Annotated in this window: 18 protein-coding genes and 1 tRNA gene; 11 read left to right on the top strand and 8 right to left on the bottom strand. The window is 63.3% G+C overall.

What is annotated here, in order from left to right:
- Positions 1-121 precede the first annotated feature (121 nt).
- A complete protein-coding gene (locus K7H93_RS09625; RefSeq protein WP_269060189.1) occupies positions 122-1,423 on the top strand; it encodes an MFS transporter in 1,302 nt (433 codons plus the stop codon).
- Here the strand turns inward: K7H93_RS09625 and K7H93_RS09620 are convergent.
- Complete coding sequence (locus tag K7H93_RS09620) at positions 1,420-2,541, bottom strand: ROK family transcriptional regulator (protein ID WP_230783430.1); 1,122 nt, start codon at positions 2,539-2,541, stop codon at positions 1,420-1,422. The two genes, K7H93_RS09625 and K7H93_RS09620, sit on opposite strands and share 4 nt — an antisense overlap.
- A 161-nt stretch (positions 2,542-2,702) precedes the next feature.
- On the opposite strand from K7H93_RS09620, the gene K7H93_RS09615 reads away from it, so the two are divergent.
- The 3 genes from K7H93_RS09615 (at position 2,703) to K7H93_RS16080 (ending at position 7,234) form a co-directional block, all read left to right on the top strand.
- Positions 2,703-5,294: a TonB-dependent receptor gene (locus tag K7H93_RS09615; RefSeq protein ID WP_230783429.1), complete on the top strand. Its 2,592-nt coding sequence runs from the start codon at positions 2,703-2,705 to the stop codon at positions 5,292-5,294.
- A 25-nt stretch (positions 5,295-5,319) separates the two neighbouring features.
- A complete protein-coding gene (locus K7H93_RS09610) occupies positions 5,320-6,312 on the top strand; it encodes a glycerophosphodiester phosphodiesterase family protein (protein WP_230783428.1) in 993 nt (330 codons plus the stop codon).
- Positions 6,313-6,457: 145 nt separating this feature from the next.
- Positions 6,458-7,234, top strand: coding sequence for a helix-turn-helix transcriptional regulator (locus tag K7H93_RS16080; protein ID WP_230783427.1), 777 nt, complete (start codon positions 6,458-6,460; stop codon positions 7,232-7,234).
- On the opposite strand, the gene K7H93_RS09600 is transcribed toward K7H93_RS16080, so the two are convergent.
- The gene (locus K7H93_RS09600) at positions 7,231-8,544 is read right to left on the bottom strand and encodes a tyrosine-type recombinase/integrase (protein ID WP_230783426.1); all 1,314 of its coding nucleotides are present in this window, start codon (positions 8,542-8,544) and stop codon (positions 7,231-7,233) included. The genes K7H93_RS16080 and K7H93_RS09600 overlap by 4 nt on opposite strands.
- A gap of 159 nt (positions 8,545-8,703) precedes the next feature.
- Positions 8,704-8,794 (bottom strand) — tRNA-Ser (locus K7H93_RS09595).
- 82 nt (positions 8,795-8,876) lie between these two features.
- Between K7H93_RS09595 and K7H93_RS09590 the strand changes: the two genes are divergently transcribed.
- The 3 genes from K7H93_RS09590 (at position 8,877) to K7H93_RS09580 (ending at position 10,904) form a co-directional block, all read left to right on the top strand.
- A complete protein-coding gene (locus tag K7H93_RS09590) occupies positions 8,877-9,281 on the top strand; it encodes a metallopeptidase family protein (protein ID WP_054527281.1) in 405 nt (134 codons plus the stop codon).
- Positions 9,282-9,384: 103 nt separating this feature from the next.
- Complete coding sequence (locus tag K7H93_RS09585) at positions 9,385-10,374, top strand: peptidylprolyl isomerase (protein WP_230783425.1); 990 nt, start codon at positions 9,385-9,387, stop codon at positions 10,372-10,374.
- Positions 10,371-10,904 carry a GNAT family N-acetyltransferase gene (locus K7H93_RS09580; protein WP_230783424.1) on the top strand — a complete coding sequence of 178 codons (534 nt, stop codon included), beginning with the start codon at positions 10,371-10,373 and terminating at the stop codon, positions 10,902-10,904. Before K7H93_RS09585 ends, K7H93_RS09580 begins: the two co-directional genes overlap by 4 nt.
- Here K7H93_RS09580 and K7H93_RS09575 read toward each other — a convergent pair.
- From K7H93_RS09575 to hemF, 4 genes are read right to left on the bottom strand one after another with little or no spacing between them, the layout of a single operon-like run.
- Positions 10,901-11,263 carry a VOC family protein gene (locus K7H93_RS09575; RefSeq protein WP_054524974.1) on the bottom strand — a complete coding sequence of 121 codons (363 nt, stop codon included), beginning with the start codon at positions 11,261-11,263 and terminating at the stop codon, positions 10,901-10,903. The genes K7H93_RS09580 and K7H93_RS09575 overlap by 4 nt on opposite strands.
- Positions 11,260-13,353 (bottom strand): RelA/SpoT family protein, encoded by a 2,094-nt coding sequence (locus tag K7H93_RS09570; protein WP_230783423.1) that lies wholly within the window; start codon positions 13,351-13,353, stop codon positions 11,260-11,262. Before K7H93_RS09570 ends, K7H93_RS09575 begins: the two co-directional genes overlap by 4 nt.
- 59 nt (positions 13,354-13,412) lie before the next feature.
- A complete protein-coding gene (locus K7H93_RS09565) occupies positions 13,413-15,308 on the bottom strand; it encodes a M1 family metallopeptidase (protein ID WP_230783422.1) in 1,896 nt (631 codons plus the stop codon).
- A 58-nt stretch (positions 15,309-15,366) separates the two neighbouring features.
- Positions 15,367-16,221 (bottom strand): oxygen-dependent coproporphyrinogen oxidase, encoded by an 855-nt coding sequence (gene hemF, locus K7H93_RS09560; RefSeq protein WP_230783421.1) that lies wholly within the window; start codon positions 16,219-16,221, stop codon positions 15,367-15,369.
- 69 nt (positions 16,222-16,290) lie between these two features.
- Between hemF and pdeM the strand changes: the two genes are divergently transcribed.
- The 3 genes from pdeM (at position 16,291) to K7H93_RS09545 (ending at position 18,247) form a co-directional block, all read left to right on the top strand.
- Complete coding sequence (gene pdeM, locus K7H93_RS09555) at positions 16,291-17,007, top strand: ligase-associated DNA damage response endonuclease PdeM (RefSeq protein ID WP_230783420.1); 717 nt, start codon at positions 16,291-16,293, stop codon at positions 17,005-17,007.
- Between the two features lie 109 nt (positions 17,008-17,116).
- A complete protein-coding gene (infC, locus tag K7H93_RS09550) occupies positions 17,117-17,659 on the top strand; it encodes a translation initiation factor IF-3 (protein ID WP_082379104.1) in 543 nt (180 codons plus the stop codon).
- 36 nt (positions 17,660-17,695) lie between these two features.
- The gene (locus tag K7H93_RS09545) at positions 17,696-18,247 is read left to right on the top strand and encodes a hypothetical protein (RefSeq protein WP_230783419.1); all 552 of its coding nucleotides are present in this window, start codon (positions 17,696-17,698) and stop codon (positions 18,245-18,247) included.
- Between the two features lie 13 nt (positions 18,248-18,260).
- Here the strand turns inward: K7H93_RS09545 and K7H93_RS09540 are convergent, their stop codons facing one another.
- Positions 18,261-18,920 (bottom strand): hypothetical protein, encoded by a 660-nt coding sequence (locus tag K7H93_RS09540; protein ID WP_230783418.1) that lies wholly within the window; start codon positions 18,918-18,920, stop codon positions 18,261-18,263.
- A 244-nt stretch (positions 18,921-19,164) separates the two neighbouring features.
- Here K7H93_RS09540 and K7H93_RS09535 point away from each other — a divergent pair, with 244 nt between their 5' ends.
- Positions 19,165-20,481 (top strand): cystathionine gamma-synthase family protein, encoded by a 1,317-nt coding sequence (locus tag K7H93_RS09535; protein WP_230783417.1) that lies wholly within the window; start codon positions 19,165-19,167, stop codon positions 20,479-20,481.
- Positions 20,482-20,516 lie beyond the last annotated feature (35 nt).

Below are 20,516 nucleotides of genomic sequence, written 5' to 3'. Positions count from 1 at the left end.
TTTGGGCGGCGAGACGAAAAAACGGACGTCATAACAATGTCCTCATTGTGACCGAATGGGCCAACATCCGGCATTGGCGAGCTGGCTGACAACTGTTGTCCAAGCGTGAGAACACTGACGTATGTCATCAAGTTTTTCGTTCCGGCGCATTGGCTACGCTACGGGCAACTTCGGCAAGAACATCCTTGCCAGTTCAATGGACATTCTGCTCCTTTTCGTGATGACTGACATGCTGGGGATCAATCCGACACTGGCAGGGTTGGTCATGCTTTCATCGCTGGTGCTGGACGCCTTGCTTGATCCACTAATCGGGCTGGCGAGCGACCGCACGCACGGTGTGCTGGGGCGCTATGGACCTTATATCCTGCTTGGCGCACCGATCAGCGCAGGGCTGTTTGTCGCCTTGTTCCAACTGCCCGCACTCGGCCTCGGCTCCGTCCTTCTGGTGGCCCTGCTGTCATGGGGGTTTCGCATCGGCTATTCGCTGATCGACCTGCCCCACAACGCCTTGTTGACTGCAGTCGCCCCGGCCGGGCCCGAGCGCGCACGATTGTCGACCTATCGGTTCCTGTTCAGTTCACTCGCCTCCCTGGTCATCGCGTTGTCATTGCGGCCACTGGCTGATGGGGACGATGCATCGGGGCTTTCGGCGAGCACACTGGCCAGCCTGTCGATCGCGATCGGCCTCTCTTCGGCACTGGTCATGGTTTTCTCATGGTTGTCCGTTGCAGGGCTAGATCGCAAGCACAGCGCTACCGCTGTCGCAGGGCGGGTGGGCTGGCGCGAGCTCGGTCAGGCCCTGCGTGTCCGCTTCCTGCGTCGTACCATTGCCCTTGGCGCGCTCGCTTCGCTTGGCTTGCCACTATTCGCCAAGTCGCTGCTATACGTTGCTGCCAACCTGCTCGACGATGTTGAAGCCGCTTCAGACATGCTCACCGCCATGTTTACCGGGCAACTGGCCGGAATTGCGCTGTGGATCGGGCTGGCCGCGAAAAAGCCCAGTACCGCGCTCCTCACTTACGCCTATTGCGTCGCCGCATTCGGCCTGGCCAGCGCGATGGCTTTTCTGGCGTTCGCGCCGCAGTTCGTTCTGGTCTCCTGCTTTATCGTGGGGATCGGGGCGGCGGGGGCCTACTCGCTGATCTGGACAATCGTGGCCGACGGAGCCGACTGGGTCCAAGCGAAGCTCGGTATCAGTGCGAGCGGGGCGATCTTCGCGGTGGCGATTCTGGCTCAGAAGGCAGCCATAGGACTTGGCGCGATGATCTTCGGCGCAGGGCTCGATCTTGCAGGATATGAAGCCGGTGGCAGCTCACTCGCTATCGACCGCGCCATTCTGGGATGCGGGCTCGCCCTGCCATGTGCGCTCGCGCTGTCTTGTGCCTGGCTATGCCACGAACTCGGCAAGGGAAGCAGTGCCTAGCGCGTGTGGCTGGGGAAGAGCTGTTCGTAACTGGGCAGAACCGCCGCCCCGATCACGCCAGCCTTGCTGCCCAGCAGCGAGCCCAGCACCTTTGGGCGCGGCAGAAAGCGGTCCATCTCGCAAGTGATGCAGAAGTCTGGCTGGTCGATTTCCACCGCCAGCGCCTGGTTGATGTCGCTGGGCAGCCGCCCGCCAATAATGACTGCCTCGGGATCAACGAGCTTGACCGGGTAGTTGAGCTTGTCGCGCAGCTGGGCGCCAGCTCGCCGGATCCATTCGCGGCACTCTGGTATCGTGAAGGGATCGAGACCGTCGAGATCCGAAAAGTCCGCAAGCGAATGACCCGCAGCCTGAAGTGTGTGCAGCAAATCGATGCCCGAAGGCCTTGGCCTGTCGTCCGGAAAGTGGTTTCCGATGATGCCCGCATTGCGATGCGGCCCGAAATAGGCGCGGCCGCCTAGCACCAACCCGCCGCCGACACCGTGGCCAAGATGAACATAGAGATAGTTCTCGTAATTCTTGCCCGCGCCCAGCACGCGCTCGCCCACCGTTGCACAGTTGGAATCGCTGTTGATGGCGACCGGATAACCAAGCGCAGTTGAAAACTCTTGCGCCAGATCGTGCCCCCGAAGCTCTTGGAACAACGCGTTGGCAGCAACACTGCGTCCGTCCGCAGCAAAGTCACCCGGCAGCGATATGCCGATACCGAGCAAGCGATCGGCAAGGGCAAATTCCTGCGCCGCCGCAGTCTCGGCGAGCCAGGCTTCGATCTGCTGCAGGATCGAGCCGGTGGTGGCCTTCTCAATCGGACGGCGTTCGTAGCGGCGCAGGTTGCCCCCGAGGTCGAGGACCCCGAATTCGATCGCGGTCTGGGTGAAATTCACCCCCAGCGAGAACAAGGCTTGGTCATTAATTGATAACGCCTTAAAGGAGTTTCCGCGCCCTCCGCTGCGTTTCTCAACATCAAGTATCAGCGATTTCTCGCCCAATGAGCGGGCAATGCGCGATACCGACATCGCGGTAAGCCCGGTCATCTCGACCAAGGTTTGCCGCATTACGGGGCCGTATCTCATTACAATATCGAGTACTTCCCGCTCGCTGGGGTTGAGCAGGGCCAAGGCCGACTTTGGCAAGACACTCTCCCTTCTGATCGCCTGCAGTCTCTAGCATCCACGCTTTTAATAACACAGCGTTATTAAAATGTCACAAAGCCTGCCTAGGTGTGCCGCAACGCATTCAGGGGGCTTCGGCCTTTGCAGGACGATCAGAGGGACCATCGATGAACCAGAAATTCGCCTACTCCGCTTCGCTCGTGCCACTCGTGGCGCTGCTTTCCGCGCAACCGGCACTCGCTCAGCAGGCAACCGCCACCGATGCACGCTCCGTGATCTCGTCGGAGACCATCGTTGTGACCGGCCGCCGCTCGGTGGTTACTCCGGGCGAGGCGATCAAGGAGGTGTCGCCGGCGATCGTCGATTCGATCACTTCGGAAGATATCGAACAGACCGCCGACATCACCCTGCCCGAAGCGCTCGACCGCGTGGTGGGCGTGAGTTCGGACGGGTTCTTCTCTTCGAGCGACCCCGGCTATGTCTCGCTGCGCGGTTTCGATTCGCGCTACAACTCGATGGAGATCGACGGCAACCCGATCTGGTTTTCGAGCCAGAACAATCGCGGCGCGCAGATTGGCATGTTCCCCTCGGCGATCGTCAAGGAAACAAGCGTCTACAAGACCGTGCTGCCCGACATGGACGCCAACTCGGTCGGCGGCCACATCGCGCTGCGTACGCTGCGTGCCTTCGACGGCGGCACACAGCCCTATTTCAAGGCCGGCGGGCGGATCGGCTTTGCCGAGAATGACAGCCGCGTGAGCGAGCAGCAGTCTTACCAGGTCTACGGCGCGGGCAAGTTCACCTTCGGCCCGGATAACAATTTCGGCGCCGTGTTCGGCTTCAACCGCCAGCACACCGCCGACTACGACGACCTGGGCGCAAGCAGCGGCTATAGCCAACTCGGCGGCTTCGACGGCGAAATTACCGACATCATTCGCGGCAATGTCTTTTCCGCCGATAGCGCGGTCGACAAGGAGACGCGCAACACCGCCCTGTTCGGCAAGCTCGAGGCGCGCTCGACCGACGCCATGTACGCCTTCCTCAGCTTCAACTATTTCGACGAAACCAAGGACTACTACATCCAGCGCGCGGGCGCCTATATCGCGCCCAATGGCAGCCGTACCGTGACCCCGACCGGCCCCGGCACCGCCGACTTCACCAATGGCAACGCCCAGATCCGCGAGTACGACTACGTGATCGAGCGCAGCGCCTTCGTCGTGGGCGCGGGTCTCGACCTGCGTGTGGCCGACCGCGGCGTGCTGGTTCTGCGCGGCAACTACACCGATTTCAGCAACGATACGCTCACCCGCAACCTCGGCAACGGCTTCCGTATCGGCAGCATCGACGGGTCATACGACATCAGCGGCGACGTGCCAGTGATCACCCCCGCCGACCCAGCGCTTTACAACGACCTTGCCAGCTGGAAGTTCAACAACGGCGGGAGCGGTGCCTACAATCGCTACCAGCCGCTGCGCGACAACGTCTACACGCTCGGCGCGAAGTTCAATTTCAATAATCAGCCCGACGCTGAAGGCCTAGGCGGCTCGGTCGGTGTCAACTGGGTGCGGCTCGACCGCAGCTTCGACGAGCAATACGAATACTACAAGCTCAACTCGGGCGTGGCACTTGGATTTGACCAGGTAGCCTCGGGCACGATGGAGAACAATCAGGCCGCCTTGCAGGATTACGATGCGTTCTGGGACTTCATGTACAACCCGGCCAACGCCAAGATAACAACCGACGACCGGCTCACCTCCGACTATACCCTGCGCGAGGACATAATCGGCCTGCATGCGGCGGCTACCTACGCCACTGGCTCGTTCAAGCTGCTTGTCGGCCTGCGCTACGAACACACCACAGACGACACTTTGACCGGACAGATCGTCTCGGGAACCGAGCAGCCGCTTGATCGCCATAATCAGTACGGCAAATGGCTGCCTAACGTGCAGGCCGGCATCGACGCGACAGATCGCCTCAAGCTGCGCGCCGCCTTCACCCAGACGCTCGGCCGCGCCGATTTCGCCGATTTCGCCCCGGGCATCACCACCACCATCGGCGCTGCCGGAGAAACGATCATCTCGGGCACGAACGGCGAACTCGATACCCGCGTGTCGACCAACTACGATGCCAGCATCGAATACTACCTCGACGACGGTGTGCTGGCAGTGGCCTTGTTTCACAAGGATCTCGATGGCGAAATCTTCGACCAGCGTACCGAGTTCTATGATGGCGAAGGGATGCTGACGGAGGTGCGCACTGTGCCGCTCAATAACGGCATGGCGAGCGTGACTGGAATCGAGCTGACCGCCAACAAGCGACGCCTCGACTTCCTGCCGGCGCCCTTCGACCGGCTCGGCATCGCAGCCAACTTCACCTATATGGATGCGACTTGGGACGTGGTCTTCACCGACGGCAGCACCCGCTCGGTGCCGGGACTGCGCAACCAGCCCGAATGGATGAGCAGTGCGCGCGCCAGCTATGATTTCGGGCCGGTAGACATCAACCTGAACTATCGTGGACGCGGACGTGCTTTCACCGGCTCTTTCGGCACCTCGGCGGAATCGGATCGCTACGTCCGACAGCAGCATTTCCTCGATTTCCAGCTGAACGTACGGGCGATCGACAAGCTTCGCATCACCTTCGATGCCAAGAATCTGACCGACGAATACCAGATCCAGACGACCGGTATTAACGATTCAATCTACAACTCCCTTGGCCGTGGCCGCGAGTTCTGGCTCGGCCTGCACTACAAATATTGATCGGTTCGAGGTCCGGAGAATTTCTATGCGTATCGCTACTTGTCTGGCCGCTACACTCGCTCTTGCCTGTTCCTCGGCTGGCGCGGCGCAACCCTGCCTTCCGAACCCCGATCATTTCGTCGAACTGCGCGAGCGCGTCCTCCACCCGCCCGAGGGACATGTCGTGGTGGTGGCACACCGGGCCTGCTTTTCTGCCGCACCAGAAAATTCGCCCGCCGCTATCGATGCCTGCTGGCGCATGGGCGTCGAAGTGGTGGAAAACGACGTACGCATGCTCAAGGACGGGACGCTCGTCGTGATGCATGATGATACGATCGACCGTACCAGCGACGGATGGGGCTATCTCAACGATCTGACCATGGAGGACCTGGCCGGACTGCACCTACGCGATGGCGAAGGCGGCCCCGGGGCCCCGATCACGCCGTTGCCCGTAACGACGCTGCGCGAATACTACCGTGCGGCCAAAAACAAGGTCATGATCAATCTTGAGCTGAAGCCTTCAGCACGTGCCAACTTGCAGACACTTGTGAACGAGGCCCTCGAAATGGCGCGGGAAGAAGGCGTTATCGGCCAGATTGTGTTGAAGGTCCCCGATCGTAACAGCCATGGTCGGGTCAGCACTTCGCTTCCCATCGCCAGGCTCGAACTGCCCGACGACGTGCTTATCTGGCCGATTATCTGGCAAAGCGAAGGGGCCGATCCGGTCGCTCGGCTCGACCAGATGGAAACCTTCGATCCTGATGGCTTTGAGATTCCGTTTCTTGGCGAGGACTTCTTCACTGCAATTGCCAGAGACAGGCGGATTGCCGGACGGCCGGTTATGGCCGTGGCGGTTCGGCCCTACTGGAGCGGCGGCCTGAGCGATGCGGTATCCCTGCCAGCCCCGCAGAATGGCTGGGGCCGACTTGTAGATCTTGGGGCCAATGTCGTGATGACAGATTACCCGGATTACCTGCTCCGCTTTCTTGAACGGCAAGGCATGCGACAAGCCTATAGCTCCGATCTTTGCGCGAGATAGTTCAAGGTTCTGCACTGGCAGCCGTCCAAGCGACACAGATCGGATGTCCGCTTTTAAGCGGTTGTCGGAGTGGCTTGAGCGACCGAGTTTGGGGCGCAAAGCGGACTTATCTTGCCGCAATCATTTGTCCTGCTAGCCTATACAGGTGACTGATCAAATCGAACCCTGGTCAACCTATCTCGGCCGCACGTCGTTGGTCTCGAGCGGAAGAAAACCCCTCACCATGGCCTTTGGCCAGCTTGTACAATCGCAGGCTGGGTTTCCGCCCCACGAATTGCCTGAGATTTTTTCCGCACCCGAGGACGAAGGCGAGAACGACGCCGCCCGAGACTTGGTCCGTCTTAATGCCGAACACCCTGCACGCATGTTCGCCCTAGGGCGCCTTGACACATTCGCTCGCCCACTCGGCGGCGGCGACGTTGCAGCGATCCCTGCTGCATACTGGGAACTTGATGATCCGATGCTAAGGTTTGCCACCGGGACAATGAACCTCGAGCAATGGGCAAATCCGGATGCATCGCCTACCCACCGCATTTTTGTGTGTTCTGCGCAGTTCGATGAATGGCTTGCTGAATTGAAGCCGCTTGGGCCGCTGACCAATCGCCAGATCGAAGAGATTGTCGACCCGCAGCTACGGGCTGCCCGTGCCGTCGCCGCAAGAAAGGTCACAACGGCGCAAGGAGACAATACCGCGCAAAGTCCGAGATACGTCGCTCCAGCCAGTCCGCCCGGAGTTGGTCCAGCCTTGCTGACGATCAAGGAGGTCAGCAAGCTGATTGGGAAAAGCGAGTCGTGGATTCATCAGTACATAAACTATGGCAAGTTCCCCGAGCAGCTAAAGCTCGGCTCAAGTGCGCGTTGGAAGCTGACCGAAGTGTTGGCCTGGATCGAAGAACAAGCTGCCCGACGCGATAAGAGCTAGCGCCGCTTGCGCCGAGGGCTGTCGATTATCTCTTCGACAGGCAGCGCGCCTTCCATGATCAGGTCAGACCATACCTGCGCCAGTTCCCGGCGACGCCCCATATAGGCGGCACGATTATAGCGCAGTTCGCTGGCGCTCATCCCCTTGGGAGTATGGGCAAGCATCAGGTCGATGATGAGGCGATCGGCCAGCAAACGAACATCGGCGCCCAGTTCGCGCTCGACCTTTTCGTTCATGATGGTCGAGAAGCTTGAACGCCAACCATGGGGAACGTGCCGCCCCTTGTAGCCTTCCCGGTTGTAGAGATAGCCGATGGCGTTTTCGCTGATGGGTTTCAGGCCGGAGCGCGCACCGGGAAACACGAATGGCGAACGGCCTGTAAGCCACCGAACAGCCCGCAATGCTTCAACCGCCTGCCAAGTCAGGGGCACCTTGTGCTGGAAGGCTTCGTCGCTGCGCAGGTGCAGCTCCTGCTTCATGCGCTCGGCTGGAATTACCCACAGGGCCTCGCTGCAATCAGCATGTGGGTCTGCCCAGTCGATCCCGGTAATGTCGTCCCACTGCATGAAACGGACCATGCCGGGGCGCTGGGCCGTGATAGCCAGAATACGCCCTGCGATCCGATTGACAGGGGACGCGCCTGCGCGCTCGATGTCACCGATCATCGACCTGATGGAATCCACATCTGTGAGCGCCGGATAGCGGCGAGAGGGTGGCAGCGGCTTTAGCGCATCGTTGATATCGGTCGCAGGGTTGGCGAGGTCAGCACCCTCGGCATTGGCATAGCGATAAATCGCCGCCACCCGCTGCTTGATACGCCGGGCAGTTTCGATGGCACCACGCGCTTCGACTTTGCGCAAGACCGATAACAACAGTGGCTTGTCGATCTCAGCCAGCGGCATCGTGCCGATCTGCGGAAACACGTCGCGCTCAAGGCTCGTAATGACATCGGTCGCATGCACCGGCTTCCATCGATCAATCTGCAGCTTGTGCCACTCTCGAGCGACCTCCTCGAGCGTTTTCGCCTTATCTCCTGTGCTGACCATCCTTGCCCTCCTGGCAACATGGCGGGGGTCACGCCCATCGCGCAGGATCTTCTTTGCCTCATCGCGTTTCTCGCGAGCATCGGCCAGCGACACCTCGGGGTATGCACCCAAGGTCAGTAGCCGTTCCTTGTTTTCGAACCGGTATTTGTAGCGCCAACTTTTGTGGCCGCTCGCAGACACGTGAAGATGCAATCCGCGGCTGTCGGCAAGCTTATAAGCCTTGTCTCTCGAAGCAGCAGCGCGCACCGCCTTGTCCGTCAGCATCCGATACCCCCAGTGCGGTCCGTTCGTTACCCCCAGAATACCCCGAAACGCTTTTGGCTAGGGGTGAAATGGGCTGGACCGCATAGGAGTCGCAAACAGCGGAATTGTAAAGCTTTCCGCACGGATCTGGAGGTGATTGGACAACCTCGAAGAGGTCGATGGCGGAGCGGGAGGGATTCGAACCCTCGATACGGGGTTACCGTATACACACTTTCCAGGCGTGCGCCTTCGACCACTCGGCCACCGCTCCGCATCGCCCGTTCGGGAAGGGAGCGCACCTAGCTGCGTTCCGTGCGCTTCGCAAGACGCGGATGCTCCGCTAGGCACCGGGCATGAGAGAATTCGGACTTCCCGTGACGCTGGACGAGATGGAAGCGCTTGGCCGGGCGGCGATCGCCGCGCTTCCGCAGGCTTTTGCCGAACAGCTGGGCGATGTGGTGTTCGCGGTGGAGGACTTCGCCGACGAGGAGACCCTGCGCGAGCTGGGAATGGAAGATCCCTTCGAACTGACCGGCGTCTACGAAGGCCACGCGCTGACCGAGCGGAGCATCGAGATGTCGGGCACGCTGCCCACCCGCATACGCCTGTTCCGCCGCCCGATTCTCGACGAATGGGCAGAGCGCGGCGATGAGACTCTCGAGCACCTGGTGCGGCATGTCGTGATCCACGAGATCGGCCATCACTTCGGCCTCTCGGACGACGACATGCACGCGCTGGAAGACATGGCCGACCGCTAAATTTGCGTTCGGCATTGCGGGGAGCATCGCAAGGACGCAATCTGGGGCGGCGATGCGCTCCGCTCCGGATTGTTTCGCGCTGCTCGCCATGAGGGGGAAGCCAATGCGTATTCTTTTTGCCGCCAGTGCCGCTCTTGCGCTCGCCAGTACCGCCTTCGCGCAAGAAGCCGAAGCACCTCCGCCGTCCCCGGGCGAAATCGTAAGCTCGGCGCCCACCGATGACTGGATCGCCATCGATCCGGAGAACCTGGTGGTGATGACGCTGCCCCCGCTCGACGACGGGACCGAGCGCAGGATCGTGATGCAGCTGATCGGCGCGCCGTTCAGCCAAGGCTGGGTCGCGAACATCCGCACGCTCGCCCGCGCGAATTACTGGGACGGCAGCCAGATCCTGCGGGTGCAGGACAATTACGTGGTCCAGTGGGGCCAGCCCGACCCGGAGATGGGCGTCGAGCCCAAGGCCGTGCCCGAGGGGCTGAAAGTGATGACCGAGGGCGAGTATGTCGCCGGATCGCCCAACTGGCTCACCGGGCCGGTGCTGCAGGCCAAGCGCCAGCCGCAGGTGTTCGAGGACTGGCCCGCCCCGATGATGACCGACGCCTATGCCGATTTCGCGAGCTTTCGCGACGGCTGGCCGATTGCCGGCGTGCAGGGAATGCATCTCGCGGTCCAGTGGCCGGTGCACTGCTACGGCATGGTCGGCGTGGGTCGCAACATGTCGCCCGATACCGGCGACGGATCGCAGCTCTACACCGTGATCGGCCACGCGCCGCGCCATCTCGACCGCAATATCGCGGTCGTGGGCCGGATCGTGGAAGGCATCGAGCACCTCTCCAGCCTGCCGCGCGGCACCGGCCCGCTCGGCTTCTATGAGGACGAGAGCAAGCGCGTGCCGATCGTCTCCGTCCGCATGGCCGCCGATCTGCCCGAGAGCGAGCAGCCGCACTTCGAATACCTCTCCACCGCGAGCGAGAGCTTCGCGCGCTATGCCGATGCGCGCGCCAACCGGCGCGATCCGTTCTTCATCCAGCCTGCCGGCGGGGCGGACGTCTGCAATATCCCGGTGCCCGTGCGCAGGACAGACGCCGAGTGAGCACATTTGCGCTTCGCACTGCCGATGCTGGCGATGCAGGCGCGATCGCGGCGCTGCACACCGCCAACTGGCGCAGCACCTATGCCGGCATCCTCGACCCCGCCTATCTCGCCGGGCCGGTGGAGGAAGATCGACGCGCGGTGTGGCATGAGCGTCTGACCGCCGGGCCGGACGACCTTGAGGTTGTCGTCGCCGAAAGCGAACAGGGTATCGTCGGGTTCGCCAGCCTGTTCCACGAGCGCGAGCCCGGCTGGGGCGGCTTCGTCGACAACCTGCACAGCGCCGCATCGGTGCGCGGACAGGGTGTGGGCAAGGCGCTGCTGAGCGAGGCGGCACGACGGGTCGCCGCGCGCGATCGGCACAAAGGGCTCTACCTTTGGGTGTTCGAACGCAACGAAGCTGCGGTCGGCTTCTACCGCACGCTCGGCGGGGAGATCGCCGAAAGGCTCATCTCCGACTGGGACAAGGCGCCCGACGAAGTGCGCTATCGCATGCACTGGCCCCGGGCTGCGGATCTCGCCAAGCGCTAGACCTTCTGCATGAATTCCAGCCGGTTGCCGAATGGGTCGGCGGTGAAGAAACGGCGGTAGCCTGCCACTGGCTTGTCGTCGCGGCAGGCGACACCGGCCTGTTCCAGCCGTGCGCGCAGAGCATCCAGATCGCTGGTGAGGAACGCGGGATGCGCCTTGGTCGCAGGGGTAAAATCGGGGTCGACGCCCAGATGCAGCGCGACCTCGCCCGCCGCGAACCAGCAGCCCTGCGGCGAGAGCGTGTCGGGCTTGGCCACTTCGCGCATGCCGATCAGATCGACGAAGAAGGCGCGCGCGCTATCCTCACCACCTTCGGGGATGGCCAGCTGGACGTGATCATAGGCCAGCAGCGCGGTCATATCCGGTCGGCCTGGGCCACCGCATCGCTCGCCCTCAGCGCGCTGAGGATGCGGGTGAGGTGGGCGAGATCCTGCACTTCGATATCGATTTCGTAGGTCGCGAAGGGGTCTTCGATCCGCACCTTGTCGAGGCTGCGGACATCGGCATTGTTGCGCGCGACGATATTGGCCATCTCGGCGATCGTCCCGCGCCGGTCGTACAGCGTGACCGAAAGCCGCCCGGTCGCAAGGCCAGAGCGATTGCCCCAGTCGAGATCGAGCCAGTCGTTGTCGATCCCGCTGGCAAGGCTGAGGCACTGGATATTGTGCACCTCCACACTCTCCCCCTTGCGCCGCAGCCCGACGATCCGGTCGCCGGGCACCGGGTGGCAGCACTGGGCGAGCGTGTAGGCATTGCCGGGTTTGAGCCCGCGGATGGAGAGCGCCTGCTTCTTGTGCCGCGACCAGTCGGGGTCGTCTTCGAAATCGGCGGTGCTACCGGGGACCAGCGCCTCCATCACCTCGTGATCGGTGATCTGCGCCGCCCCGATGGCGTACATCAGGTCTTCCTCTTCCTCCATGCCGAGGCGTTTCAGCGCCTCGCGCAGCGCCTTCTTGCCGACCTTGGCCGGGGTGCGCGCGGCGATCTGGTCGTAGAGTTTGGAGCCCAGCTCGGCGACGTCTTCGCGTTCCTTGTTGCGTACCGCCCGGCGGATCGCGGCGCGCGCCTTGCCCGTCACCACGAAGCCCAGCCAGGATAGCTGCGGCTCCGCCTCGCTGCCCTTGATGATCTCCACCACATCGCCGTTCGCCAGCGGGGTGCGCAGCGGCATGTGGCGCCCGTTGATCTTCGCGCCCACCGTCTGCGCGCCCAGATCGGTGTGTACCGCGAATGCGAAATCGACCGGGGTGGCGCCCTTGGGCAACTGGAACAGCGCCCCCTTGGGGGTGAACGCGAAGATCCGGTCCTGATAAATCGCCAGCCGCGTATGTTCGAGCAGCTCGTCGGGGTCATGGCTGGCGTCGACGATCTCGATCAGGTCGCGCAGCCAGCCGACCTGCCCGTCGGGCCGGTCATGCTGCTTGTACGCCCAGTGCGCCGCGAGCCCGAACTCGTTGGTCCGGTGCATTTCCTGCGTGCGGATCTGCACCTCCACCCGCATCGAATTCTCGTAGATCAGCGAGGTGTGCAGGCTGCGATAGCCATTGCTCTTCGGGGTGGAGATGTAATCCTTGAACTTGCCGGGAATGAACTGCCACACCGTGTGCAGCACGCCCATTGCGCGGTAGCAGTCCTCGACGCTTTCGGTGATCACGCGAAACGCGAAAATGTCGGTCACCTGATCGAACGGCAGATGCCTCTCGGCCATCTTCTTCCAGATCGAATAGGGGTGCTTCTCGCGCCCCGACACCTCGACGCTCAGCCCCGCCTCGGCCAGCGCCTGCTTGATCGCGAGCGCGATCGCATCGACCTGCCCGCTGTCCTGGCTGCGGATTTCCGCAAGCCGTCCGGTGATCGTCGCGTACGCTTCCGGCTCCAGCTGCTCGAACGCGAGCGCCTGCATCTCGCGCATGTATTCGTACATGCCCACGCGCTCCGCCAGCGGGGCGTAGATATCCATCGTCTCGCGCGCGATCCGGCGGCGCTTGTCCTCGTTCTTGATGAAGTGGAGCGTGCGCATGTTGTGCAGCCGGTCGCCCAGCTTGATCAGCAGCACGCGGATATCCTCGCTCATCGCGAGCAGGAACTTGCGCAGGTTTTCCGCCGCGCGCTCGTTTTCGGGCAGCTGCTCGATCTTGGAGAGCTTGGTCACGCCATCCACCAGCCGCGCGATCTCCGGCCCGAAATTGGCCTCGATATCCTCGATCGTGGCGAGCGTGTCCTCGACCGTGTCGTGCAGCAGCGCGGTGGCGATGGTCTGCTGGTCGAGGCGCAGATCGGTCATCAGCCCGGCGACCTCTACCGGATGACTGAAATAGGGGTCCCCGCTCGCGCGCTTCTGCGTCCCGTGCTTCTGCACGGTGTACACATAGGCACGGTTGAGCATCGCCTCATCGGCGTCAGGGTCGTAGGCCTTGACCCGTTCAACAAGTTCGTACTGGCGCAGCATTTCACCCGCAAATGTGCGGTGCAGCGCACATTATTGCAACGCGCAAAATCGCCGCTTGGTTAATCGGCTGCCATCAGCCGGTCGACACCGGCCCGCGTCACCGCGTGATAGCCGTCGCGCGTTTCGGCATAGATGCGCTTTGCGATAGGCCGCCCCCAGTCGCCCTGGTCCCACAGCACCGCGAATAGCGGGCGGACGAACTTGGCCCGGCCGATCTCGCTCAGGAACACCTCCGCCTGCGGCACGGCAGGCTCGTACCGGTTGGCAAGCGCCAGTTCGAGCCACAGGAACAGCACTTCGTTGTTGCCCGTCTCCGACAGGCCCAGCGCATCATTGAGCGCGGCAAGCTGCGCGGCAGTCCGCTCCTTGGGAATATTGTCGAGGAAGCGCATCTGCTCGGCAGCGGTCCAGCCGCTCCAGCCGGTGGGGATGGTGCCGTTGGCGGCATAGGCGGTCACCGCCGTATCGACCGTGGCGAAGGCAGCAGGATCGGGCTTGGCGACATTGCCCGGCAGGCCGGGCTCGAAGATCCATTCGCGCAGCTTCAACTGCTTCGCTTCGGCGGGCGAGGTGACGAGGTTCGCCAGCATGTCGTCGTAGATCATCTGGCTGGTCGCTGGCTGGAACGCGTGGTTGTCGAACCACTGGCGTAGCCATGCGTCGAACCGCTCGCGGCCCACCGCGCGCTCCACCGTGCGCAGGAAGAAGTGCCCCTTGTCGTAGGCGATCGCGCTGCCGATCAGCTCGCCATCGCCTTCGTTGTGGAGCGCGGTGCCCGGCGCGTCATAGCCGACCTCGTCCAGCGTCTCGATGATGTTGGCATAGGAGAGCGCGGCCTCCTGTTCGGCGCGGCTCTTGCCGTAGACCTTCTCGACGATGCGGTTCTCGAAATAGGAGGTGACGCCTTCGTTGAGCCAGCCGTCGCCCCAGACCGCGTTGGTGACGAGGTTGCCCGACCAGCTATGCGCCAGTTCGTGCGCGACCAGCCCGTTGTTCGACCGGTCGCCCGCGATGAAGGTGGGCGTGAGGAAGGTCATCACCGGGTTTTCCATGCCCCCGTAGGGGAACGAGGGCGGCAGCACGATCATGTCGTACCGGCCCCAGCGATAATCACCGTAGAGTTCCTCGGCCGCTTCGACGAGCTGTTCGGTATCCGCCACCTCGTTATACGCCCGGTCGAGCGTGGCCGGTTCGGCCCACACGCCGGTGCGCGGGCCGGTGGCGCGGAAATCGATATCGCCAGCGGCGATCGCGATCAGATAGGGCGGCACCGGCTTGTCCATCACGAAGCGGAAGGCGCGGCGGCCATTGCCGAGATCCTCGGGCTCACCCTGACGCACGCCGCTCATCACGACATCGAGCGGCTTGGGCGCGGTGATGCGCGCCTCCCAGGTCTGGCGGATACCGGGGCTGTCCTGCGTGGGAATCCACGTGCGGTTGAGAATCGCCTGCCCCTGGCTGAACAGATACGGGTACTTGCCCCCGGCGGTCTGCTCAGGCGTCAGCCATTGCAGCGCGTCGGCATCGGGCGCGCTGCGATAGGCGATGCGCAGCTGGCGCGCGCCGTTCAGCTGGATGGTCAGCGGAGCACCCTTGCCCTCCTCTGCCTCACCGATCGTGAACGGGAGCGAATTGCCCTGCCCGTCGGTCACCCGGTCGATCCGCAATCCGTTGCTGTCGAGCACGATCTGCTTGGCATCGTCTTTGGCGAGGATATCCAGCACCGCACCGCCGCCGATCATCTTGGCGTCGAAGTCCAGATCCAGATCCAGCGCCACATGGGTGACCCGCGCGACCTGCGGCTGGGCATAGGTCTGGTCGTCGACCGCATCGGGCGTGGTCAGGATCGGGGAGACCATCGCGCTACGCTCGACCGGAGCCTCCTGCGCGCTGTCCATCGTGGTACAGCCGCTTGCGAACAGGGCGGCGGTGGCGAGCAGGGTGGCGCGAAACATGGGGTTCTCCGGGAAATTCGGGTCGTGTCGGTTCAATGCGGGGGAGCGCGTTCGGTGCCTAGGTCCACACAGCTTCGGGCGGCAGGCTCATCAGGATGGCGTCGACATTGCCGCCGGTCTTGAGGCCGAACAGCGTGCCCCTGTCGTAGACGAGGTTGAATTCGGCGTAGCGCCCGCGCCATTCCAGCTGGGTGCGCTTGTCCGCGTCGGTCCACTCGCTTTCCATCCGGCGGCGGACCAGCTTGGGGAAAATCTCCAGAAACGCGCGCCCGACATCCTGCGTGAAATCGAGATTGCGCGCGAAGCCGCTCTCGTCGTCGCATTCCAGATGGTCGTAGAAAATCCCGCCGACCCCGCGATGCACGCCGCGATGGGGGATGTAGAAATACTCGTCCGCCCATTTGCTGAAGCGTTCGTAATAGGTCGGGTTGTGCTTCGCGCAGGCGGCGCGGAAGGCGGCGTGGAATTCCTGCGTGTCCTCCTCGTAGGGGATCGGCGGGTTGAGGTCCGCGCCGCCGCCGAACCAGGCCTTGCCGGTGACGAGGAAGCGCGTGTTCATGTGCACTGCGGGCACATGCGGGTTGGCCATGTGCGCGACCAGGCTGATGCCGGTGGCGGAGAAGCGAGGGTCGTCCTCGGCCCCGTTGATCGTCTTGGCGAACTCGGGCGCGAATGTGCCGTGCACGGTGGAAACGTTGACCCCGACCTTCTCGAACACCTTGCCCTTCATCAGGCCCTGCACCCCCCCGCCTGGATTGTCGTTGCCTTCCTCGTCGCGATCCCAAGGGGTGTACCGGAAAGTCGCGTCGGAACCTGCCTCGCGCTCGATCGCCTCGAACTCGGCGCAGATCTGGTCGCGCAAGGATTCGAACCAGGTACGCGCTTGTTGCGTTTGGGCAGACCAGTCGGGCATTGTCTTCGCATCCTTGCGTGGCGTCGTGCATCCCTTGCCAATCCTGCCAGCCTAGGGCAAGTGACGGCCATGGTTCCCCTTTCGTTCGGCACAGCAGAGCTGCTTCTGCGCAGCGACGGTGCGGTCTACTGGCCGCGCGAGGCGACGCTGTTCGTCGCCGACCTGCACCTCGAAAAGGCAAGCTTCTTCGCAAGCCACGGCCAGCCGCTGCCGCCCTACGACAGCCGGGCAACGCTGGAACGGGTGGCTCAGGCGGTGGACGAGACCGGCGCGCGAAGAGTCGTGACGCTGGGCGACAACTTCCACGACGCAGAGGGCGCAGGCCGCCTGGAGGAGGGCGCGTGCGACATGCTGCGCGCGCTCACCGCGCGGGTCGACTGGGTCTGGATCACCGGCAACCACGACGGCCCACCCGACGCAGCCGGAGCAGCCGCGCAGTGCGGCGGGGCCTTGCACGAAGAACTGGAGATCGGCGGGGTGATCTGCCGCCACGAGGCGCGGGCCGGCGAGACGCGGGCAGAGCTTTCCGGTCACTGGCACCCCAAGCTTTCCGTCACCCTGCGCGGTCGCCGCGTGCGCCGCCCGTGTGCGGTGATCGCCCGGCGCAGCGATGGACCTCCGCGCATGGTGCTGCCCGCCTTCGGCACGCTGACAGGTGGAATGGCGGCCGACGATCCAGCGATTCGCAAGAGCCTTAGCCCCGCCGAAACGACCGAGGCGCTGTGCGCCGTGCGGGGGCAACTGGTCCGTCTGCCGCTGTGGCGGGCCGAGAAACGCGCGGCCTGACGCGATCTGCCCGCTGCAAAGCGCGGTTCCTCGCGCAGCCCCCTTTCGCATTGCGGCGAAAAGACCTAAATAGCGCGGACATCTGTTCATAACTTCAGGAGAGCATCCCATAGCACGTCCCCCCCGTCGTTCCCTTCAGCCGCCTATCAAGAGCGGCCCACGCTACGACAATTTTATCCAGTCGCCCAAGGTCCGCGTTATCGACGAGACCGGGGAAAACATCGGTGTGCTGAGCACGCGTGACGCGATCGAACGCGCGGCGGAAGTCGGGCTGAACCTCGTCGAGGTGTCGCCCAACGCAGACCCGCCCGTGTGCAAGTTCCTCGATGTCGGCAAGCACCGTTACGAAGCGCAGAAGAAGGCGAACCTCGCGCGCAAGACGCAGAAGACGCAGGACATCAAGGAAGTCAAAATGCGTCCGAACATCGACACGCACGATTACGACGTGAAGATGCGCAATGTGGTGAAGTTCATCGAGAACGGCGACAAGGTGAAGTGCACGCTGCGCTTCCGTGGCCGCGAAATGGCGCACCAGCAGCTGGGCATGGACCTGCTCAACCGGGTGCGCGACGATGTGGAAGAAATCGCCAAGGTCGAAAGCTTCCCGCGTCTCGAAGGCCGTCAGATGCTGATGGTCCTCGCGCCCAAGTAACTGCCTCTTCTACCTCTGCAGCCCAAGGCCCTCCCCATGCGCATAGTCTCCCTTGCCGGAATCGGCGTCGCGACCCTCGCGCTGGTTGCCTGCAATTCGGGTGGGGAGACGCAGCCGGACCAGGCCGCAAGCAGTGGCGAGAATACGCAGCAGGCGGGCAGCGATACCGAGCAGCCGGCGGGCGTGAACAACGGGATTCCCGACCTCACACCCGCCACGCTCACTCCCGACGAGCAGAAAGGGGAAAAGGGCGCGCGCAATGTGCTGCTGTCCTTCACCCGCGCGATCGAGCTGAAGGAGTTCGATCAGGCCTGGAACCTGATGGTGCCGGAACTGCGTGAGAACCTTCCACGCGACCAGTTCACGCAGACCTTCGCCGGTCTCGGGGACCTGACGGTCTCGGCTCCGGCCGGCACCATGGAAGGTGCGGCGGGGACTATCTACTACGAGGTTCCGATTACCATTCGGGGCGGGACCGGACAGACACTGACCGGGGAGATCGTGCTCAGCCGGGTCAACGATGTCCCCGGCGCGACCGAAGAACAGCTGCAGTGGCGCGTGCGCCGCTTCTCGGTTTCATCGAGCTAGCGCGCCGTAGGGATTACTCGATCCGGAAATCCAGCAGAGTGAAACGCGCCGGGCCGGTGGCGTAGACCCCGTGCCCGCGCAGTGCGGGCGAACCGAACACGAAACCGACCTGTGCCGTGCGCTCCAGCGCGCGGTCGAACGCGTCGGGCAGCGTGTAGCTGGTGCCACCGACCATCGCGATCCACTCCTCGTCCAGATCGATGCTGACCTCGTGCATGCCGCGGCTGAGCGGAATGACCTTGTCATTCGGCGCGTACCAGCGGTGGTGCGGCGTGCGCATCGTCCAGCGGTCGCCTGCGCGCTGGAAATAGAGCGACAGGGTCGCGGTGTTCCGCGGGTCTTCCTCCGGCACAAAGCGCACCCCGCGTGCGGCGTCGATCCGGTAACGCATGGTAATCCGCTTCGCGCCCGCAAGCGGCCGGGTTGCCGTGGTCACGTAATGGACGTGACCCGCCGCCGGGCTGGGATAGGGAAAATCGAATACCGCACCGCGCGCGGTATCCTGCATGGTCGCGGGCATCCGGTACGACGAGTTCTTGCCGCGCACGACCGGGCCGATCGACCAGGTCGAACGTACAGACTGCGCCGCCGCCGGTGCCACGGGCGCGACGGCAAGGCCGGTGCCGAGCAACGCAACGGATGCGACGGCGAGGATCAGGGATCGCTTCAACATGCCCCTGACATTGCTCCAGCGCCAATGGATCGACGCTGAACGGGCCGTTGTCGAGCCCGCCCCCTGCCCCCCCTTGTGCTCAGGGTCGCTTGATCGCGGAAACTCCCGGCGGTACTGGCGCGTTCGAAAACCGGCAGCTGGTGGAGATGCGTTCCTGCGGAGGTTAGGAGCGGGCCGCCACCGGCACAGCCTCCAGCCCAAGCCCCCGCCTTCCTGGGGGTATAGTTGAGGAAGGCCGTTCCCCATGACCGACGCCGTCGACGCAGTCGAAACCCCCACCCCCCGCCGCAAGCCCAAGCCCGAAGTCACGAAGATCGACGGGCGCAAGATGAAGCCGTCGACCCTGATGATGGGCCATGGCTACGACCCTGCCTTGTCCGAAGGATCGCTCAAGGCGCCGATCTTCCTGACCAGCACCTTCGCCTTCGAAAGCGCGGCTGCGGGCAAGCGCCACTTCGAAGGCATCACCGGCCTGCGTGAAGGCGGCGCGGAAGGCCTCGTCTATTCGCGCTTCAACGGACCGAACCAGGAAATCCTCGAGGACCGCCTCGCCATCTGGGACGGCGCGGAGGATTCGCTGTGCTTCTCCAGCGGGATGACCGCCATCTGCGTGATGATGATGGCCTACTGCAGCGCGGGCGACGTGATCGTCCACTCGGGCCCGCTCTACGCCGCATCGGAAGGCTTCGTCGCCAAGATCCTCGCCAAGTTCGGGGTGAAGTATATCGACTTCCCCGCCGGCGCGACGCGCGAGCAGTTCGACGAAGTGCTGACTAAGGCCAAGGCCATGGCCGAGGAGAACGGCGGCAAGGTCGCGATGATCTACCTCGAAAGCCCGGGCAACCCGACCAATGCTCTGGTCGATATCGAAATGGTTCGCGATGCGCGCGACGCGGCGCTTCCCGCCGATTGCCCGATCGCGATCGACAATACGTTCCTCGGCCCGCTGTGGCAGCGCCCGCTGGAGCACGGCGCGGACATCGTGTGCTATTCGCTGACCAAATATGTCGGCGGCCACTCGGACCTCGTCGCGGGCTCCATTGCCGGCAACGAAAAGTGGATGAAGCCGGTCCGCATGATCCGCAACACGATGGGCGGCATCGCCGACCCGAACACCGCATGGATGCTGCTACGTTCGCTGGAGACAGTGGAATTGCGGATGCAGCGCGCGGGCGAGAACGCGGCGAAGGTGTGCGAATTCCTGAAGAAGCACCCCAAGGTCGATGGCCTGGGCTATCTCGGCATGATCGAGGATGATCGCCAGCAGGACATCTACGACCGCCACTGCCTCGGCGCAGGGTCCACCTTCTCGCTGTTCCTCAAGGGCAGCGAAGAGGAGTGCTTCCGCTTCCTCGACGCGCTCAAGGTCGCCAAGCTTGCGGTCAGCCTTGGCGGCACCGAAACACTTGCCAGCCACCCAGCCAGCATGACGCACCTCTCCGTGCCCCATGCACGCCGCCAGCAGCTCGGCATTTCGGACGCGCTGGTGCGGATCAGCATCGGGATCGAAGACCCCGAAGACCTGATCGCCGACTTCGATCAGGCGCTCGACGCGGTCTGATCGGTCAGTTCACCGGAAAAATGCGAATGGGCGGA

It is taken from the genome of Citromicrobium bathyomarinum (assembly GCF_021021475.1).
GTDB classification, from domain to species: Bacteria; Pseudomonadota; Alphaproteobacteria; order Sphingomonadales; family Sphingomonadaceae; genus Alteriqipengyuania; species Alteriqipengyuania bathyomarina.
The sequence above is the reverse complement of the archived record's forward strand: the minus strand, read 5'-3'. Positions and strand labels throughout refer to the sequence as shown.

Bases quoted from the DNA above. Each gene is read 5' to 3' on its own strand.
- K7H93_RS09610 (WP_230783428.1), top strand. From the start codon at position 5,320: ATGCGTATCGCTACTTGTCTGGCCGCTACACTCGCTCTTGCCTGTTCC.
- K7H93_RS09575 (WP_054524974.1), bottom strand. From the start codon at position 11,263: ATGACCGCGCTGCTGGCCTATGATCACGTCCAGCTGGCCATCCCCGAA.
- K7H93_RS09590 (WP_054527281.1), top strand. From the start codon at position 8,877: ATGAGAGAATTCGGACTTCCCGTGACGCTGGACGAGATGGAAGCGCTT.
- K7H93_RS09565 (WP_230783422.1), bottom strand. From the start codon at position 15,308: ATGTTTCGCGCCACCCTGCTCGCCACCGCCGCCCTGTTCGCAAGCGGC.
- hemF (WP_230783421.1), bottom strand. From the start codon at position 16,221: ATGCCCGACTGGTCTGCCCAAACGCAACAAGCGCGTACCTGGTTCGAA.
- K7H93_RS09625 (WP_269060189.1), top strand. From the start codon at position 122: ATGTCATCAAGTTTTTCGTTCCGGCGCATTGGCTACGCTACGGGCAAC.
- K7H93_RS09615 (WP_230783429.1), top strand. From the start codon at position 2,703: ATGAACCAGAAATTCGCCTACTCCGCTTCGCTCGTGCCACTCGTGGCG.
- K7H93_RS09600 (WP_230783426.1), bottom strand. From the start codon at position 8,544: ATGCTGACGGACAAGGCGGTGCGCGCTGCTGCTTCGAGAGACAAGGCT.
- K7H93_RS09540 (WP_230783418.1), bottom strand. From the start codon at position 18,920: ATGTTGAAGCGATCCCTGATCCTCGCCGTCGCATCCGTTGCGTTGCTC.
- pdeM (WP_230783420.1), top strand. From the start codon at position 16,291: ATGGTTCCCCTTTCGTTCGGCACAGCAGAGCTGCTTCTGCGCAGCGAC.
- K7H93_RS09545 (WP_230783419.1), top strand. From the start codon at position 17,696: ATGCGCATAGTCTCCCTTGCCGGAATCGGCGTCGCGACCCTCGCGCTG.
- K7H93_RS09585 (WP_230783425.1), top strand. From the start codon at position 9,385: ATGCGTATTCTTTTTGCCGCCAGTGCCGCTCTTGCGCTCGCCAGTACC.
- K7H93_RS09535 (WP_230783417.1), top strand. From the start codon at position 19,165: ATGACCGACGCCGTCGACGCAGTCGAAACCCCCACCCCCCGCCGCAAG.
- K7H93_RS09570 (WP_230783423.1), bottom strand. From the start codon at position 13,353: ATGCTGCGCCAGTACGAACTTGTTGAACGGGTCAAGGCCTACGACCCT.